This is a genomic window from Methylophaga sp. UBA2012 (genome assembly GCF_002335235.1).
Lineage (GTDB): Bacteria > Pseudomonadota > Gammaproteobacteria > Nitrosococcales > Methylophagaceae > Methylophaga > Methylophaga thalassica.
The window spans coordinates 197,314-215,440 of sequence record NZ_DDCG01000005.1 but is presented as its reverse complement, the minus strand read 5'-3'; the positions used below and the strand labels follow the sequence as shown (position 1 = coordinate 215,440).

The window sequence follows — 18,127 nt, the reverse complement described above, 5'->3', positions numbered from 1 at the left end:
CAAGCAGCATTAATTTACGGAAAATAGGCAACCTTAATTCGTTGGTTTTAAGGAACACGCATGGCACATTCCAATCCCCTGTTCGAACGTACTCACATTTTGATTGGTGATGAAGGTATCGAAAAGCTGCAAAACAGCCATATTTTTCTTGCCGGTATTGGTGGTGTCGGTTCATACACAGCGGAAGCGTTAGCCAGAATGGGCGTGGGTAAAATGACACTCGTTGATCATGATGTGGTGTCAGGTTCCAATATGAACCGCCAGCTTGTTGCGCTGCGTTCTACAGTGGATGTACTAAAAGCAGACGTCATCGCAGATCGTATTAAAGATATTAACCCGGACTGCCAGGTCACCCTAATCACCGACTTTTTAACACCCGAATCTATTCCGACTGTTTTATCTCAAGGTTATGACGTTGTCATTGACGCCATCGACAGCTTGAGCAGTAAAGCCGCATTACTGGAAACCGCCTGGCGTAATGAAATGACCGTATTTGCTAGCATGGGCGCAGGCGGAAAACTCGATCCCACCCAAGTCAAAACCGGTGATTTAATGGATACCTCCATTTGTAAACTTGCTAAACACCTTCGTGGTCAATTACGCAAACGCGGTGTAGGCCGAGGTATTCAAACTGTGTATTCATTAGAAGCACCGCTGCCTCCTCTACCACCAGAACCTGTCAGTCGTGGTCGGGCACGTGCCGTAAATGGCACAGTCAGTTATATGCCGTCCATCTTTGGCTTAACCTTAGCAGGCCTGGTTATCAATCATATTATCGGTAACTCACGACGTGTCTGATCCGATAGATGTTATTAACTGCAACGACTTTATGTTGCATCAACTACACACCCTACTCAGCAAATACGGACTGGAAATAGAAAGAATCTCAAGTGATGAAACAATTCCCGGCAGCTTTTTTGGTGAACGTGAAGCGGGTTTAATTGGCAATAAACTTATCGTCCGTTCAGATACGCCAGTTCATTCTGTCTTGCATGAAGCGGGACACTATATCTGTATGGACCCAGAGCGTCGAGCCAACTTACATACTGATGCTGAAGGTGACTACGACGAAGAAAACGGCGTCTGTTATCTGCAAATTCTGTTAGCCAGTCATATCCAACAAATGGGCCGGGCTCGTATGCTCAGAGATATGGATCGCTGGGGTTACAGCTTTCGTCTGGGCAGTGCCAAAGCCTGGTTTGAACAAGATGCTGATGATGCTCGTCAGTGGCTTCAGCACTTCAATATTATTGATTCAGAACAACAACTCACCGGGCTGGTTCGTAACAGATAATCATTAAACCTATCCCTGTTTTCTTTTTATATATCAGTCCTTTTCGCTAAAATATAGAGTTGAACAACTTTCTGTACATGTATTAAATTCTTATCTATACTTGTCCAATAAGTTGTACATATTGAGGTGTGATATGAAAGTTGTTTCTTTTACCGAAGCGCGTAATAGTTTGAAGGCTGTTTTAGATCGGGTTATCAATGACGCCGACACTACGGTTATTACACGTCGTGACTCTCAGGATGCGGTGGTCATGTCATTAGATTATTACAATAGCCTAATGGAAACCGTTCATTTACTTCGCTCACCCGCAAATGTTGAGCATCTGAATAAATCCATTGCCCAGTATAGACAGGGAAAAGCGATACAACGGGAACTACTGGATGAGTAAACGACTGCTGACCTGGACAGATGAGGCATGGAATAGCTATTTATATTGGCAGACACAAGACAAAAAAACGCTCAAACGAATCAATAAATTGATTGCTGATGTTAAACGTTCTCCATTTGAAGGCATCGGTAAACCAGAGGCGTTAAAAGAAAATTTATCTGGCTTCTGGTCACGGCGAATCGACGATACCAACAGATTAGTCTACGCCGTAGATGACGGTGCTATCACCATTATTTCTTGCCGTTATCATTATTAAGGTCATATCGAAAAGAAAATCATCCATCGTTGGGTTTCGCTAGCGCTCTACCCAACCTACACAATAAAAAATTCTCTTTCGTAGGTTGGGTTGAAGCATGAAACCCAACAAATACAACTACTTCAAAAATCTCATTTTCACTGTACACTGACCACTAAAATCAAAACTTAATTAAGGCACTTACAGGAGGCACAATGAGTACGCCGATTTCTTCTCCCGTCACTGATTTATTGGAAGCACAAGGTATTACGTTTGAGGTGATTGAAATCCCCTTAACCGAAGATAAAAAACCAGTGCGTAATCTGGAAGAGCTGTTAAGCAGTCAGGGCCATGATCCGAAGTCTGTGGTGCGTAGTCTGCTCTTTAAAACGGGTTCTGATAATTATGTGCTGCTGGCCGTCGCCGGTGGTGGTCGTGCAGATTGGGGCATATTAAGAAAACATTTGGAAGAACGAAAACTGCGTATGGCCGAGTTTGATGAAGTGCCAGAAGCGACTGGCTACGTGGTGGGTGCTGTGCCACCGATTGCTTTACCTGATAGCGTGACAGTATTGCTCGATGAGAGCGTGACTCAGTTTGATAATGTGGTGATTGGCAGTGGCGTATTAGGTTACGCTTTAGGCTTAACCTCAGCCGACTTACAAAAAGTGATGGCTGATGTCGATCGCGGTACCTTTGTTAAAGAATAAATACCTGTATCGATAAAGAAAAAGGGCTGACATCTTTCAATGTCAGCCCTTTTTTTATGGCTTAAACCTAAAACTCAATCTGCGTCGTCAAAGTCCCCTTTCCGGGTGGGATTGGGTTTAGCAGACTTAGAACGTTTCTCAGCTTTTTCATGATGTGAGTCTGAATGCTGTTGATGATCAGATTCATCATTAAACAGCTCTTTCACTTCCACCTCATTCACCATACGCAGTGGTGCCGCAGGTGCTTTACCCTGTTTGTCCTCACCGAAGTATAAAGTGAGATGTGGGAAAGGAATTTCGATACCCGCCGCATCCAGATGACGTTTCACCAGACGGTTATAAGCACGACCAATACTCCACTGACTGCCCGGTAAGGTTTTGATCCTGACACGCACATTGACTGAACTATCTGCCAGCGCAGTGACCCCATGCACTTCCAGTTCTTCTATCAGGATTTGTGAACGATTAGCATCATCCGACATCAACTCAGCAAAGGCTTCACGTAATTTAACTATCACTTCATCGGTATCTTCACGATAAGCGACACCATACTCACCGACATGGTAGGCAAACTCACGCATATAGTTAGATACAGTACCGACAGATGAGAACGGAATAATATGGAAAGTGCCTGACAAGTCGCGCAAGCCCAGCGAGCGAATAGTCAGCTTCTCAGCCACACCGGTAATACCATCTGCAGTGACCACATCACCGGTATTAATCGCATTTTCTAACTGGATAAATATTCCGGTAATCACATCTTGCACCAGCTTCTGAGCACCAAAGCCAATCGCTAAGCCCATCACACCAGCACCAGCAATCAAAGGACCGATATTGATACCAATTTCAGACAGCACAATCATCGTCGTCATCACAATAATAGTGATGGCAATGGCATTTCTGAAAATAGTAAGTAAGGTTTTCTCTCTGGCGCTGGGCATGCGACCGCTTTCTTCCGGATTTAAGCGGTGCTCTATCCAGCTTGCCAACACGATCCAGGTCAACATGGCCACCGCAATAATGAAGAAAATCGAAATGGCTGAGGTGATCACATGCATACCAACTGGCGACGCAAGCCATGCAGCTAAATTAACGATGCCCCACGCATCCAGAATTGTGCTGATAATGAGCAGTACAACAATCAGTTTGAACACTTTGAATACTCGAGGCAGCTGCTCGTTTATTCGTGCCTCTGCATTGGCTAAGTGCTGGTTGAGGACATAAGGCAGTCTGATGTTATAGCCCGCTGCCATATCCAGTATAGCGATAATCCCCATACCTACTAATGCAGCGATCACCGTTTTCAGTGTGGCTAATAATATGATGGGTAAGGCTTCTTCAGAATTGACGAGTAAACCTGCACCCAGTACTAAAAAATACGCAATGGCAAACCAATGCCAGGTTTTCGCCAGCACACGCAGGGTGACATCATTCACACCAAAATGACTATGTTTCGCTGTAGCAATCAACTGCTCTCTCACGGTGTTTTTATTACGTAAAACCACACTTAACGCAAAAATCACCGTAAATAGAACAATAAACAAATTCGCTAATTGACTCAGGCTTTCTGAAATTGACATGGCAAGGAATGGCACGATAAACAACGTGCCATAACCCACTAATGAGACGATTGTTGAAAAGAAGCTAGACCAGTAACGGGCTGTTTCCGAGGACAGACTTAATAAACGTAACCCTTCGTTTCTGGACGCAAAGATCGCTCTGATAACAACTTTGGTTAATTCCACTGCCAGGAAAATATTCAAGAATAAGGTTTCAGAAACCGCGATTTCCCCCATTTTCCCGACACCTAACAGCGCCACGCCGTATCCGGCAAGCCACGCAAATGCCACTACGGCGATATCTACTACGGTAGCAATGATGACCGCGGTGACTTTGATAACCAGCGCATGGGTATTGTGTTCACGCAAGGCGAATTGGTTAGTACTACGGAAAATAATGCGGGCCAGTAAGCGAAACACGATAAAGCTGGCAATGGTAGCAGCCGCAACAATCGCCACTGTGATTAAATCTGAGAACCAGCCTTTAGTGGTTTTATCTGTGCCATCCCAGATTGAAGTCAGTGCCTGCCAACTTCCTGTTAACGTCGACATCATGGTTTGCACAACGGTCTGACTTTTTTCAGCAATGACTGCAGCAAAAGAATCATCTACTTTCTTTTCAGATGCTTTTGCTTTCTCAGCAGATGAAGTTTCAGTGCCCGGTTTATCCGCATTTTCGGATAAATCTTTTAGCTCTTTGATTAGCTTATCGCGAGAATCAGGATTTTCGATAATATTCGCTAAACTTCGATATACATCTGCCTGAGAGTCGCTACCGGAAGCGGCGGATTGTTCCTGAGCGGCAGTATCGGCCATGGCTTTGACCGGTAATGAAACCGCCAGCATAAAAATAAAGAGAAAGAAAAATTTAGTCACAGAATTCGTTATTAAAACGTTTGGCACAAAACACTCCCAAATTAGGCCAGATTAAATATTGCGAAAAAGATAATGGCATGCAACCTTACCAATTCAGCAAAGCACATACAAATTACTGTATATGAATGACAGTAAATAAATCGTGATGATTCCATCGCCTATCACACTGGTAGAATAACCCTACTCTTTACCAAAGACCATGACTAACCAGACGCATTAAATATAGGAATTATTATGGATTCTGATATCCGACTCAGCTACGCCGGATTGTTAAAAAATCATTTTGGATTAATTGCTGCAGCCTACCTGGCAGTGTTTACCGGTAATCTGGGACAAAGCTTTTTTATTGGTTTGTTCAGGACTGATATCAGCGAATACCTTAATATTTCTGCCGGTGAGTTTGGCTCACTCTACGCAGTCATTACTATGATAAGTGGTTTTCTGGTGATGCATTTTGGCCCTAAAATCGACTGGATAGCGCCCCGACGTTACGTACTGAGCGTACTCACGGCACTGACCATCGGCGTATTAATGCTCACCCTTTCTCCCTGGTGGGGGTTATGTATTTTCGGGCTGGGTCTACAACGTTTATGTGGTCAGGGCTTGATGACTCACTTTGGCAGCACCCTTGCCGGACGCGAATTTAAAACCAATCGTGGTAAAGCCCTAGGACTTGTCACTTTAGGCATGCCTACTGGTGAAATCATCTTACCGCCCATTATTGCTTTGATGGCCGTCAGCTACAGCTGGCAACAAGTCTGGTGGAGTATTCTGGCTGTACTTATTGTGCTGTGGGTGTTACTGATTCTATTTGTTGACTGGCCTCAAGCACCACGTCAAAAGCATGAAAATAAACAACATAAAGAAGCTGGCCCCAGCCCAACTCGCGATCTGCGTTTCTGGTTATTGCTGCCTATGCTGATGGTATTACCTATTACCCTGACCGGTATTTTTATCTATCAGGCTCAGATGACACTCGACTTATTAGCCAGCCCCACCACTTATGCACTGGCGTTAACTGGCCTCGGTATTGCTCGATTCCCAGGTGCATTATTAGGCGGCCGCTGGATTGATGAATACGGTGCCACCACACTCGCCAAACTCTATTTATTGCCGTTTGCTCTGGCCTTATTATTTGCTGCGATCATCGGTGGTGATATCGGGATCTGGGTATTAATGCTTGGAGCAGGTACTGCTCTGGGTATGTCCTCCCCTATCGGTGATACCTTATTAGTACGGCTGTGGGGACGTGATCACCTGGGCCAGGTACGATCATTAAAATCCGCTTTTTTAGTGTTTTCTACCGGTATCGCACCGGCATTTTTGGGCTTTATGATCGATGCTGGTGTGACCTTCCAGAGCATCCTGTTAGGTATGCTGACTTTTTTAGTCATCGCCTGGGTATTAGCACAGGGGCCAATCAAAGAGGCACATAAGACTACGGAGATATAATTTCTTTCATTCTACAGATTTTCCGTTATTATCAAATCAACCTTAAATAACCTACGTTATTTAAGGTTAATCATTCCCATTTAAATTTAAAAACAAGGAAAGTAGATGAAAAAAGTATTATTTGCTGCTGTTTTGGTAGCAGTAACATTCCTATCTGGTTGCGCTTCTGTTCCAATGGAAAGCAAAGAAAATACAGCGCTGGCAAAACAATTCAACACTCCCTCAGAAGGTAATTCAGGCTTGTATGTTTATCGCTCAGGCAGCTTTGGTGGTGCACTTAAAAAAGATGTGTGGGTTGACGGTGATTGCCTGGGTGAGACTGCACCAGATATGTTCTTTTACAAAGAAGTAAAAGGTGATGAGCAGCATAAAATTGCTACCGAATCAGAGTTCTCACCTAACGACTTGTTGCTGGACACAGAGACCGGTAAAAACTATTTCATTAGACAATATATGAAAATAGGTGTTTTTGTGGGTGGTGCCGGAGTAGAACTTGTTGATGAAGAAAAGGGCAAAAAAGACATTAGCTCTTTAAACATGGCAAAAATAGGAACATGCAGTAAATGATATTAAAAACCAATGAGGGATATCACTTCTCTCATTGGTTTGACTATTACTTCGTTCTAAGGGCAGGTATAACCACCATCAATCACCAAGTCTGTGCCAGTCATAAATGATGACTCATCAGAGGCCAGAAAAATCGTGCCGTAAGCGATTTCGTGAGGTTTACCAAAGCGTTTCATCGGCACCATTGAGATAAGCGGTTCCCATTCCTCTTTTGGCACACTGCTTTCAAATAAGTTGGTGTCAAACATCCCAGGACAAATGGCATTGACACGGATATTGTCACCGACAAATTCCATGGCCGCAGATTTGGTCATTAAACGCACAGCGCCTTTTGTGCTCTGATAAGCGGTTGAAACACCGGCCCCGGCAATACCGTAAATGGAAGCAAAGTTGACTATCGAACCACCACCAGCACGTTTCATCGCAGGCACGGCGGCTTTCATGCCTAATAAAACACCTAGCTGGTTAATATTTACTATCTGGTAAAACTTCTCGACGGTGTGTTCTAGTAAGCCCGCGTGATAATAAATCCCGGCATTATTCACCAGCACATCCAGACGACCAAAGTGCTTTTCGGTTTCCGCTACCGCCTCAATCCAGTCTTGCTCCTGGGTGACATCAAGTGCGACAGCAATCGCTTCGCCGCCATTCTGGTTTATTTCTTCAACCAGATTAACGGTCTTTTTCCAGAGGGCATCAGCAGGTTGTTCATCAGCAATGATCGGATCTTGCTTTAAGTTAGCAGCAACAATTTTTGCCCCTTCTTTTGCCATCATCCGAACCTGCTCACTACCCAGCCCACCACCCGCACCTGTGATTAAAATGACTTTATTGTCTAATCTACCCGCCATTATCGTTTCCTCTAATCTTTTTAAATAATGAAAAACAATGGAATTACATTGCTTGTTGGAAACATGGTATGAGCGAAAAAAAAGTGCCGCAAGACGGCACTTTTCAGAGACTTAGTTACTTAAAAGTAACCTATGGAATCGATTCAGAACGAGTTTTTTATCTAAGCCAAGAAAAAGACTGATGTGGCAGATAAATTAATCCGCATCAAACACCCTGACTAATAATTGGCGTATTGCTTCCGGTTCAAAGGGTTTATCACAAATGGCAGTCACACCTGCGGCTTTCACTTCACCCAAACGGGCAGCATCGTCATCACTGGTGACCATGATAATGGGAATAAACGCATTATTAAGTTCGTTACGCACATATTCCACTAATTGTTTGCCATCCATATTGGGCATATTCAAGTCGGTAAAAATAAGATCAAACTCATTATTTTTAACGGCTTCTGCCCCCTGCTTGCCATCATTCGCCTTGGAGATATCACTCATCCCCAGATTTTTTAACACACGAGTAATGTGGTTTCGGGCAGTCAGGCTATCGTCAACGACCAGCACTTTAAGTGCTGTAATATCATAGTTATCTAACTCAAGCCTGGCAGGTTCCATGAAGTCAATGGTGGTTGCCAGGGCTTTTTCTAAATCATGACTATCGAAAGGTTTTGGCAGCAGAGCCACAATTCCAGCTTGGCGAACATCGTCTAATTCTTCAAAACGGGTTTCACTAGAGACCAGCATAAAGTGAATATTGGTTTCACTTTTGATCTTACGAGCTAATGCAATCAGTTTTGCTGCATCCATATCCGGTAAATGCAAAGCACTAATCACCAGATCTGGCGGGTATTGCATCATGATTTTTAACGCTTCCATACCGGAAGCCACACCCTCAATGTTATATACACCGGCCTGTTGCAGGTGGGTGACAATAATTTTCCGTTGGGTTGAAGATGGCTCTACTAGAACAATCGACAAATCCGACAAACTCACTGAAGCCATAGTCCAACTCCGTTGTTATAAAACAGGCTAAGCCTAATATAGCAAGAAGAAACAAAGCTTCATAATCTAAAGTCGCGATTGTGCTTGTAGATTAATAGCAGTCAACTTTAATACTTTTCTCCTAACTATTAGCTAGTTAGCTTTGGATTAACAAAACTCATCATTAAATTACTAAATTTTCATTTTTTAAGGTCGTTAAGGATTAAAGGTAGTTATGAACCATGTCTTGCCAACTGCAGACGTTTTCTCGAGGAGTAAATATGAGCATAGGAAACATTTATCACAATGCATCAGTGATGAAAAAATCGATGATTCCACCTGCTGTCATGACTGTGATGCTCACTATCCTACTCATCGTCATCACAACAAACCTCAAAACTGTCTCTAATAACATTGATGATGTTGTTTACAACTTAGCACCGGATACGGATTTAGCTGCCCAAATCATGAACAAAGTGAATGAGAAAAGGCTGCAGGTGAAAAACTATATCAAGACTTCCGATAACAGTAATGTAGAAAAATTTAAGTCGATAGCTGACGAATTACAACAGCTTATTACTACGGCTCAGACAGACATTAAAGCATCAGATCGCGTCAAGCTGATTAATGAAATTGATGAATTAAACAGTCGTTATGATGAAGCTTTTCATAATGATGTTGTCGCTAACATGTCCATCAGAAATAACATCGTTTATGACAACTTAAATAAAAATGGGAAGTTAGCTGAAAAAAGTTTAGATGGCATACTGAATTCTGCCCACGATAACTATGATATCGAAGCCACTTTTTATGCAGGGGAAACACTTAAGTCTTTTTTATTATCACGACTCTATGTCTTCAAATATTTAGATACCAATAGTATTGATGATAACAACCTAGCTCAAAAAGAACTTGAATCCACCCAACAATGGTTAGAAGAATTACTCGCCAACACAATAGACAACCAAAGCTTGCAGTCTGCCCGTGAAGCAGCCATACAAATCGAAGCGTATAAAAACGGTTTTATCGAGTTAGTCGCAGCTATTACAAAAAGAAACAATGCTATCAATAATGTCTTGGACACAAATGGCCCTATCATTTCCAGTAAAACGCAGGCTCTGAAAGACAGTGTGTTTAAGTCAATGATTGAGCAGGGAGAACAGGCAAAAACAAATATCATCAAAACTGAACGCTTTAGCTACCTTGTCTATGCCATTGCGGCTATCGCTGGCATATTTATTTCTTTCAAACTCGCGCAGGGCATCGTTAACCCCATTGAAAAAATGAAAGGCGTTATGGACAAAGTGGCTGATGGTAACCTGACCCTGCGTATCGATATCAATAACAAAGATGAGCTGGGTCAATTTGCCGCAAATTTCAATCAATTTGTCGCTCAATTAGAACAGTTAATCAAACAGATTGCACTGGCAACAGAGCAGCTATCTACCGCCGCCGAAGAAACCTCCAGTGTGACAAGAGATTCCACACAAAACATCCTTAAACAGCAAAATGAAACCAGTCTGGTCGCCACCGCCATTAATGAAATGACAGCCACTGTTCGTGAAGTCGCCACCAATACGGAACAGGCTTCTCTAGCCGCATCCAATGGTGATCGCGAAGTTCGCTCAGGTCAGCTGGTTATCAAACAGATGGTGGAATCTATCGGGCGTTTAGTGAATGAAATTGAGGATTCATCGGGCGTTATTCAAACGCTCAAAACAGGTAGTGTCAACATTGAAACAGTGTTAGACGTGATTAAAAGCATCGCCGAACAAACTAATTTACTGGCATTGAATGCCGCTATAGAAGCTGCTCGTGCTGGAGAACAAGGCAGAGGCTTTGCTGTTGTTGCAGATGAGGTTCGCTCACTGGCGCAAAAGACACAAGAATCAACATTGGAAATTGAACAGCTTATCGCCACATTACAGTCCAATGCTGACGACGCAGTTAACTCAATGAATTCCAATAAGCTCAGCGTCAGTGCTTTGGCTGAGAAAACTAGCCAGGCAACCGAATCATTGAATAGCATCACTTCTGTCGTTTCATCCATCACAGAAATGAATGCTCAAATCGCCACAGCAGCTGAAGAGCAAAGCTACGTTGTCGAGGAAGTGAACAACAACGTCCACAATATTCAGATTATTTCAGAGAGTAATGCCACGGCTTCTCAACAAATATCATCAGCCAATAATGAAATTGCAGACTTAAGTGCCAAACTCAAAATTCAGGTAATGCGATTCCAGGTTTCCTAACTTATAAAGATGATCCAGCCAGTCTCTTTAAAGAGGCTGGCTATTTTTTTACTTCCCAACCCCTCATTTTCCTGTCAAATTTTTCACACTGACTTTTATATTATTAGTGACTCACCTATGCTGTATGTGTCAACTGATAAAGGAACCTTATGCCTGAAGATCTGCACATCAAGATTCGTAACTTGGAAAAATCCGATTATCCCCAACTCAAATTATTGATGGATAAAATTTACGATGATATTGGTGGCGCCTGGCCAGAACATACTATTTTCAAACTGATTGATGACTTACCTGAAGGCCAGATTTGTATTATCGATCACGACACCATTATCGGTGTGGCCTTGTCGGTACAAGTGAACTATCAACGTTTCAGTAATCCGCATACCTACGATGATTTAATCAGTAAAAAAGAAACCATTCTGAATAATAAAAATGGTGACGCTCTATATGGGCTGGATGTACTAATTCATCCGGATTATCGGGGTTACCGCCTAGGCCGTCGTTTATACGAAGCAAGAAAAGAGCTGTGTCGCCAACATAATCTTAGAGCCATTCTGGCCGGTGGCCGTATTCCAAATTATCACCAGTATGCTGACGAAATGACGCCTGCCGAGTATTTTGAGGCCGTCAAAAACAAACGTATTTACGATCCCATTCTCACCTTTCAGTTATCGAATGACTTTCAGGTGACGCGTTTATTAAAGCAATACCTGCCTGAAGATGAAAAATCTCAGGGTTACGCGACGTTGCTGGAGTGGCGCAACATTTTTTATGAACCGGAAAGTACCGTTATTGAGACCCGGAAAACTCAGGTTCGTATCGGCGCGATTCAGTGGCAGATGCGTGAAGTCGAGTCTGTTGAAGAATTGTTAAGTCAGGTCGAATATTTTATTGATGCCTTATCCAGCTATAAAAGCGACTTTGCTCTGTTCCCTGAGTTTTTCAACTCTCCATTAATGGGACTTAGCCCCGATCAACGCAATCAAACCGAAGCGATTCGTTTTTTAGCCAGCTTTACTGAACGTTTTAAAACAGAAATGTCGCAAATGGCTGTGAGCTATAACATCAATATCATCACCGGCTCCATGCCATTATTGGAGGACGATGTTCTCTATAATGTTAGCTATCTGTGCCGTCGCGATGGCACGATTGAACGACAAACCAAAGTTCATATCACCCCACATGAACGTCGTGACTGGGTGATTGAAGGCGGTGATCAATTACAAGTCTTTGAAACCGATGCAGGTCGTGTAGGCATATTGATTTGTTATGACGTCGAATTTCCTGAGCTGGCTCGTTTATTGGCACAACAGGATATGGATATTCTTTTTGTACCGTATTGGACTGATACCAAAAATGGTTATCTTCGGGTACGTCACTGTGCCCAGGCTCGCGCCATTGAAAATGAATGTTATGTAGTCATTTGTGGCAGTTGCGGCAACTTGCCTCAGGTAGAAAATTTGGATGTGCAATATTCTCAGGCGGCGGTGTTCTCCCCTTCTGATTTTTCCTATCCTCACGATGCCGTGATGGCTGAAACAACTCCAAATACCGAGATGATTATGTTCTCTGATCTGGACTTGGATAAACTCAAACTGACTCGCAGTGAGGGCTCGGTAAATAACCTAAAAGACCGACGAACTGAACTCTACACACTGAAGTGGAACGGCAAAACTAAATGACAGAGCATCCAATCATCAGTCAGATCAAAGCAGCAGACGAAGCCATCATCGCAGAAGACTTCGATACGTTATTAGATATTTACACTGACGATGCGCTGCTAGTGGTACAACCCGGCATGAATGCGATCGGCAAAGCTCAGATCCGTCAGGCATTTGAGAAGATTGCTGTTTATTTTCAACATGGTTTACAGATAAAACAGGCGGCATTAGAAATTTTAGAAACCGGTGATAGCGCTCTGGTACTAGCCAATACCATTATCTCTGCACCAGGTATCGAACCGACCACAAGACAAGCGACGTATGTCTTTGTTAAAAACAGCGATGATATCTGGCGATGTGCTATTGATAACTCTTATGGACATGCCATTCTTCAGAACAAATAAAAGCAGTGTTACTCATGAATACGAGGCTAAAATGGAATTAGAAACACAAACAGCTCATATCGCTATGGAAACGAATATTGACCCTGCTGCTGGAGATCAAGCCTATTTTTCTGTATCCACCACCAAGCTGAAATGGCTTTATCTCGCCACATTTGGTTTATATGGTATCTATTGGTTTTATAAAAACTGGAAACTTCAGCAGCCTTTTATCGATGGCAAAATTATGCCGGTGATGCGTGGCATATTTTCTATTTTTTTCACTCATGCATTAACTAAACGCATCAAACAGAGTATGTTGCGCCAAGACATTCCGGAGAATAAACATTTAGGTTTTCTCGCAACCATGTTTGTCTTACTGGTCATTCTTGGCAACCTCGCAAGCACCTTAGCTGATAATCATGTGGTACCTGAATATTTCAATATTATCTGGCTGGTATTGTTTTACCTGAGTGTTTACCCATTGATTGAGCTACAAGACAAAATCAATATGCTTAAGGACGACCCGATTGGCGCCATTAACTCACGCTACGACTGGCGAGGCTATGCCGCCTTATTAATAGGGGGCGTACTGTGGCTGTTGGCTATCCTTGGTGCAGTTGCCTTAATCGCACAAAACTAAAAGGAGACATATTGTGACATTAGAAAACGTATACCACATCGCATTTACCGGTTTATTTATCATCTTGTTAACGCTGTTAGTGCAATGGTTTATTGCCAGTAAAACCAAAGCCTCACAACCGGGTGCCATTCCAGGAAAAATTGATGAACACTTGAGTCATTCCTCATTTGTGTTCCGTGCCCACCGCACCTTTATGAACTCACTGGAAAACCTGCCTTTGATGCTTGGAACATCATTTATGGCAATTCTTATTGGCGCCAATGCTCTATGGACGGGGATTTTTATCTGGGTATTTGCCATCGCACGAATTATCCATATGGCCTTATATTACAAAATTGCCACTGAAAAAAACCCCAGCCCAAGAACAGTATTTTTCATGATTGGTTTACTGGCAAATATCGCACTATTGGTCCTGTGCGCCATCACACTTTTATAATGTTGTGTTGATTTAAAAAATCCAAAATTAACCAACGTTAAAAACACCACTCTCGACAAAATATAAAATATTGGTAATCATTCAACGACAATACCAAGGCAGGCCAATAGTAGATGGATAACATGGTAATGCGAGAGACCATCCTCAAAGGATTAGAAAACGAATTATCCTTAACAGAAGCAACAGAAATCACTGATAACTTAAGCTATATTTTGTCTGTTATCCGTAAACATCTGGAGATGGATGTTGCTTTTATCTCCGAGTTCACCGATCAAATACGAAAAATTGAAGTGGTCGACTCAGCAGAACGAGACATTTCTCTAAAACCCGGACACGCTGACCCTACTGAACTGACTTACTGTCGGAAGATTGTTGATGGTGAACTGGATGAAATCATTGCTGATACTTCAGAAAATCCATTGACTAAATCGATGTCGATTACACAAGAGCTGGATATTGGTAGCTACTTAGGTGTGCCCATCGTACTTAATGATGGTGAAGTCTATGGTACTTTCTGTTGTTTCAGTCATACGCCTGACACAACGCTAAGCGAACGAGACTTAGCATTAATGAAAATTTTTGCTGACATAGCTGCCCGTCAAATTGATAAGCAACTGATCAAGAGTCAGGAAGAAAATCAAATCAAAAGACGAGTCAGCAAAGTCTTGTCAGATAAACACATCAAAACTGTTTTCCAACCGATATATCACGTCGACGAAAAAAGAGTGATTGGTTATGAGTGTTTATCCCGTTTTCTCAACACACCATATCGCACGCCAGATATCTGGTTTGAAGAAGCTCAATTTGCCGGCCTGGGAGAGGAGCTTGAAATAATGGCTATTACAGCGGCCCTTGAAAAGATGAATCTTTTCCCAGCCGACATCAATTTTTCTCTAAACATATCACCTGAGTACGTAATAAATGGTGCCGTTGAAAGAGCTCTAGACCAGCATATATTTAATAAAAAAATTATTCTTGAAGTCACTGAACATGCTCAGATAACAGACTATCATGCCTTTCGTAAAGCTATAGAATCACTGCGAAAACAAGGTGTGCGTCTTGCCATTGACGATGTTGGTGCTGGTTATTCCAGCCTCCACCATATCTTGGAACTGGGTGCAGATATAATCAAATTGGACATCAGCCTAATCAGAAATATTGATACTGATACATCCAGAAAAGCACTAACCGCTGCGTTACTTGCTTATGCCAAAGAAACCTCATGCGAAGTTTTAGCCGAAGGTGTGGAAACCAAGCAGGAATTCTCTGAGTTGGTTCGACTTGGCATCAAGAAAATACAAGGCTATTTCATCAGCCAGCCGCTGGAGTTAGAAGACGCAGTGAATTTTATCTGCCCTATATAACAAATAACAGGCATACCATTACTGGTATGCCTGTTAATTTTTTAACTCATTAGACTTTAAACTGTTTAACCAAATCGTTGAGCGTCGTCGCAAGGCGAGCCAGATCTTTACTTGCCACAGAGGTTTGCACCGTCCCTTCAGCGGTTTGGTTGGTCATATCATTAATCGACACAATATTACGATTAATTTCTTCAGCCACCGCCCCCTGCTCTTCTGCTGCTGTGGCGATTTGACGGCTCATATCATTAATATGTGAAATGACTTCAGAAATCATTCTCAATGCCTCCTTGGTTGAATTCGCCTGGGTCAAAGCTTCATTGACTTGTTTCTGACTTTTCTCCATTGAATCCACGGCATTATTGGAGCCTTGTTGCAGCATATCAATCATATTGGTTATTTCACCAATCGAAGCTGTCGTTTTACTTGCCAGTGTCCTCACCTCTTCAGCTACCACAGCAAAACCACGACCATGCTCCCCGGCACGTGCCGCTTCAATAGCCGCATTTAATGCTAATAAATTCGTCTGCTCTGCAATATTGTTAATCACATCCAAAACAGTAGAAATATCCATACTGCGTTTTTTCAGTTGATTAATAGAAGCGACTGCCGTCTCAGTCACATCAGCTAGCTGTTGAACAAGTGAGGCTGTTTTATCCATCGCGACAATGCCTGTATCCACCTGCTCAGCAGCTTTGTCTGTAGCCATAGATGTATCACTGGTATTTCTTGCGACTTCTTGTACTGTAGCCGTCATCTCATTCATGGCTGAGGCGACCTGAGTGGTTTCACTCTGCTGTTTCTGAACTGCCTGGCTGGTTTGCTCTGTGATCACAGAGGTTTCTTCTGATGCCGCGGCAATTTCGCTACTCGCATCCGTGACATTGTTCATGGTTTTCTGCATCGTGATGAGCATATTATTGAGGGCTTTGCTGGCATCACCAATTTCGTCAGTACGCTTCATATCCAGCCGTGCGGTCAGATCCAGATCTTTTGCCACGCCAGAAATAAAGTTTGATATTTGCAGAATTGGAGTCGAAATCAGATTGGATGCTTTAACCGCAAACAGTACGGCTAATAAGGCGACAACAACAAGAATCGATAATCCATACAACCATAAACTGTTTGATAACTGATTAGCTGGTGCAAACGCTTCTGCTTCATCAATCTCCGCTAATATTGCCCAGTTCAAACCCGCAATATCCAGAGGAGCGAAAGCAGACAACACATGGGTGCCACGATAATCTGTAATGATGTCAAACCCTGACTTACCAGCCAATGCATCCTCAACACCATGACTGTTCACCGGCAAAATACCTAATGCTGTCCCCTTACGTTCAATCAAATTTCTGCTTTTATCATCGATAGCATGGGTTTCTGCCAACATCTCTAGATAAGCAGCTTTATCCTCAACTAAAAACCGGCTTTCACTACGTAAACGTTTATCAGGACCGACCAGATAAGCTTCACCTGAATCGCCCAACCCTGCTTCCATCCATTTTTTCTCAAAGGTCATAATCTGATTAATTCGATCCACAGGCATTTGGAAAATCAGTACCCCTTTTTTACTGCCATTCAGGGAAATCGGTGCTGCCATGAAACTGGCAGGGCTCTCATAGGAAGGCAAATATGGAGCATAATCAACCATCGCTACTTGTTCATCGGGCCCCAGTTCTAGTGCTTTCTTAAATGCCTGACCAAGGGCAGTGCTGGCATAGGGTCCATTTTTCAGCGATGTAGCGTAATCAAGTTCTTTGAATACGCTATACACCACCATCCCGGTATCGGCATCCACCAAGAAAATATCGTAATAACCAAACTTCTCTAAAAAATCTTTCAGATATGGATGATATTTAGCATGATAGCTTGCATAGCTACTGCCATCATTTGCCTGAACCATATCGTCTTTTTCACCTAACTGTGCTGGATTATCAACAATATACGTTTGTTGCAGTGCTAATCCATTCACATCAAGTTTGGACAACACATCGTCCATATTCACGGGAGGCTTTACACCGTTTAAAGACTCGTAACGTGAGAAAACGTAACGTCATAATAAGTCTTCACATGTTGGTGAAGGCTGGCTTTGTTGTACTCTCCGATATCATCGGCATAGTTCTGTGCGGCTGTATTCAGATCACCTAAGGCCTCAGTAATCAAGCTAGAATTTGCCAGATTAGTCAGTTGATTTTTAATTGTTGCGAAATAGTCTCTGATCTGATTTTTCTTAACATTACGAAGAGAAATCAGACGCTCTTGAGATAATTCACGTAGTGCAATACTCGATTCATTAGTCGCGATATAGTTGGTAAGTGCGGTAGAAATAAGGATTGGCGTAAGAGCGATAATAATCGCGGCCAAGGTGATTTTTTGTTTTATTTTCATCTCAAGTGCTCGTAATAATGAGGATAGCTAAAGCCTTGCTACTAATATCGTCCTTGATGGAGATTTATTTAATCCATTGCGTACTTAACTATTGTCCACATT

18 protein-coding genes are annotated in these 18,127 nt (G+C 42.6%); 13 read left to right on the top strand and 5 right to left on the bottom strand.

The annotated features are described in order from the left end of the window. The first annotated feature begins 60 nt into the window (after positions 1–60). The 5 genes from B2248_RS05850 (at position 61) to B2248_RS05830 (ending at position 2,627) form a co-directional block, all read left to right on the top strand. On the top strand, positions 61–798 hold the full coding sequence (locus B2248_RS05850; protein ID WP_273182405.1) for a tRNA threonylcarbamoyladenosine dehydratase: 738 nt from the start codon (positions 61–63) through the stop codon (positions 796–798). Beyond that, positions 791–1,294, top strand: a complete 504-nt coding sequence (locus B2248_RS05845; protein ID WP_273182407.1) for a hypothetical protein — start codon at positions 791–793, stop codon at positions 1,292–1,294. The genes B2248_RS05850 and B2248_RS05845 overlap by 8 nt, the downstream gene beginning before the upstream one ends. 133 nt (positions 1,295–1,427) lie before the next feature. Continuing rightward, positions 1,428–1,682 (top strand): type II toxin-antitoxin system Phd/YefM family antitoxin, encoded by a 255-nt coding sequence (locus B2248_RS05840; protein WP_273182408.1) that lies wholly within the window; start codon positions 1,428–1,430, stop codon positions 1,680–1,682. Then, positions 1,675–1,938, top strand: a complete 264-nt coding sequence (locus B2248_RS05835) for a Txe/YoeB family addiction module toxin (RefSeq protein WP_273182409.1) — start codon at positions 1,675–1,677, stop codon at positions 1,936–1,938. Before B2248_RS05840 ends, B2248_RS05835 begins: the two co-directional genes overlap by 8 nt. 194 nt (positions 1,939–2,132) lie before the next feature. Next, positions 2,133–2,627, top strand: a complete 495-nt coding sequence (locus B2248_RS05830) for an aminoacyl-tRNA deacylase (RefSeq protein WP_007145843.1) — start codon at positions 2,133–2,135, stop codon at positions 2,625–2,627. A gap of 74 nt (positions 2,628–2,701) precedes the next feature. Here B2248_RS05830 and B2248_RS05825 read toward each other — a convergent pair whose 3' ends face one another. Next, complete coding sequence (locus B2248_RS05825) at positions 2,702–5,062, bottom strand: mechanosensitive ion channel domain-containing protein (RefSeq protein ID WP_273182411.1); 2,361 nt, start codon at positions 5,060–5,062, stop codon at positions 2,702–2,704. Between the two features lie 234 nt (positions 5,063–5,296). On the opposite strand from B2248_RS05825, the gene B2248_RS05820 reads away from it, so the two are divergent. Together B2248_RS05820 and B2248_RS05815 are read left to right on the top strand one after the other, a co-directional pair. Beyond that, a complete protein-coding gene (locus B2248_RS05820) occupies positions 5,297–6,514 on the top strand; it encodes an MFS transporter (RefSeq protein ID WP_273182413.1) in 1,218 nt (405 codons plus the stop codon). 105 nt (positions 6,515–6,619) lie between these two features. Beyond that, complete coding sequence (locus B2248_RS05815; protein ID WP_273182416.1) at positions 6,620–7,081, top strand: DUF2846 domain-containing protein; 462 nt, start codon at positions 6,620–6,622, stop codon at positions 7,079–7,081. Positions 7,082–7,137: 56 nt separating this feature from the next. Here the strand turns inward: B2248_RS05815 and B2248_RS05810 are convergent, their stop codons facing one another. Together B2248_RS05810 and B2248_RS05805 are read right to left on the bottom strand one after the other, a co-directional pair. Then, positions 7,138–7,932, bottom strand: coding sequence for an SDR family NAD(P)-dependent oxidoreductase (locus B2248_RS05810; RefSeq protein ID WP_273182417.1), 795 nt, complete (start codon positions 7,930–7,932; stop codon positions 7,138–7,140). A 195-nt stretch (positions 7,933–8,127) separates the two neighbouring features. Then, positions 8,128–8,928 (bottom strand): response regulator, encoded by an 801-nt coding sequence (locus tag B2248_RS05805; protein WP_007145848.1) that lies wholly within the window; start codon positions 8,926–8,928, stop codon positions 8,128–8,130. A 260-nt stretch (positions 8,929–9,188) separates the two neighbouring features. Here B2248_RS05805 and B2248_RS05800 point away from each other — a divergent pair, with 260 nt between their 5' ends. From B2248_RS05800 to B2248_RS05775, 6 genes are all read left to right on the top strand, one after another. Beyond that, on the top strand, positions 9,189–11,159 hold the full coding sequence (locus tag B2248_RS05800; protein ID WP_273182420.1) for a methyl-accepting chemotaxis protein: 1,971 nt from the start codon (positions 9,189–9,191) through the stop codon (positions 11,157–11,159). Between the two features lie 149 nt (positions 11,160–11,308). Next, entirely contained in the window at positions 11,309–12,841 is a 1,533-nt protein-coding gene (locus tag B2248_RS05795) for a bifunctional GNAT family N-acetyltransferase/carbon-nitrogen hydrolase family protein (RefSeq protein ID WP_273182421.1), read from the top strand. Beyond that, the gene (locus tag B2248_RS05790; protein ID WP_273182422.1) at positions 12,838–13,224 is read left to right on the top strand and encodes a YybH family protein; all 387 of its coding nucleotides are present in this window, start codon (positions 12,838–12,840) and stop codon (positions 13,222–13,224) included. Before B2248_RS05795 ends, B2248_RS05790 begins: the two co-directional genes overlap by 4 nt. 31 nt (positions 13,225–13,255) lie before the next feature. Continuing rightward, entirely contained in the window at positions 13,256–13,843 is a 588-nt protein-coding gene (locus tag B2248_RS05785; RefSeq protein ID WP_273182424.1) for a hypothetical protein, read from the top strand. Positions 13,844–13,856: 13 nt separating this feature from the next. Beyond that, on the top strand, positions 13,857–14,279 hold the full coding sequence (locus B2248_RS05780) for an MAPEG family protein (protein WP_007145853.1): 423 nt from the start codon (positions 13,857–13,859) through the stop codon (positions 14,277–14,279). A 113-nt stretch (positions 14,280–14,392) separates the two neighbouring features. Next, positions 14,393–15,643 carry an EAL domain-containing protein gene (locus B2248_RS05775; RefSeq protein ID WP_273271297.1) on the top strand — a complete coding sequence of 417 codons (1,251 nt, stop codon included), beginning with the start codon at positions 14,393–14,395 and terminating at the stop codon, positions 15,641–15,643. Between the two features lie 49 nt (positions 15,644–15,692). Here the strand turns inward: B2248_RS05775 and B2248_RS05770 are convergent, their stop codons facing one another. Together B2248_RS05770 and B2248_RS05765 are read right to left on the bottom strand one after the other, a co-directional pair. Further along, entirely contained in the window at positions 15,693–17,636 is a 1,944-nt protein-coding gene (locus B2248_RS05770; protein WP_273182771.1) for a methyl-accepting chemotaxis protein, read from the bottom strand. A gap of 23 nt (positions 17,637–17,659) precedes the next feature. Beyond that, complete coding sequence (locus B2248_RS05765; protein ID WP_273182428.1) at positions 17,660–18,025, bottom strand: MCP four helix bundle domain-containing protein; 366 nt, start codon at positions 18,023–18,025, stop codon at positions 17,660–17,662. Positions 18,026–18,127: the final 102 nt, after the last annotated feature.